Raw genomic sequence first — 489 nt, 5'->3', positions numbered from 1 at the left:
ATCCGGCTGGAGGGCCTCGAAGGCTTGCAGGCAGCCTTGCAACGCGGCCACGGCGCGATCCTCTGGTGCGATCAGTTCACCGCCCAGACGATGATCGGCAAGCGCGCCATACACGAGGCCGGCATCGAAGCGCATCAGGTCAGCGTCAACACGCATGGCGTGTCCGAGACGGTGTTCGGCCAGCGCTTCCTCAACCCGCCAATGATTCATGTCGAGAACCGGTTCCTGAAAAGCCGAATCGTCTTCGACCGTGACGACGCCTATCAGGTCACCATCCGCATTCAGAAGATGCTGAAGCAGAACGGCGTCGTGCTGATGACCAACACCATCCACGCCGGCTCGACCTTCACCGAAACCGCACTGGGCGAAAGCGGCTGGACCCACCTTGCCTCGGCACCGGCGAATTTCGCCGCCCGAGGCAAGACGGCCCGGTATTGCCGGAAGGGCACGTCCTCGAAAGTCGACATGGCAAACAGGGCCGTCTTGAGC

1 pseudogene is annotated in these 489 nt (G+C 62.4%); it reads left to right on the top strand.

Annotation, left to right across the window (positions count from 1 at the left end):
* Nucleotides 1-489, top strand: a pseudogene (locus EOA36_RS36845) (hypothetical protein); the annotation flags it as partial.

It is taken from the genome of Mesorhizobium sp. M8A.F.Ca.ET.021.01.1.1, assembly GCF_003998025.1.
Classification (GTDB): domain Bacteria; phylum Pseudomonadota; class Alphaproteobacteria; order Rhizobiales; family Rhizobiaceae; genus Mesorhizobium.
This window is presented reverse-complemented; position numbering and strand designations above follow the sequence as displayed.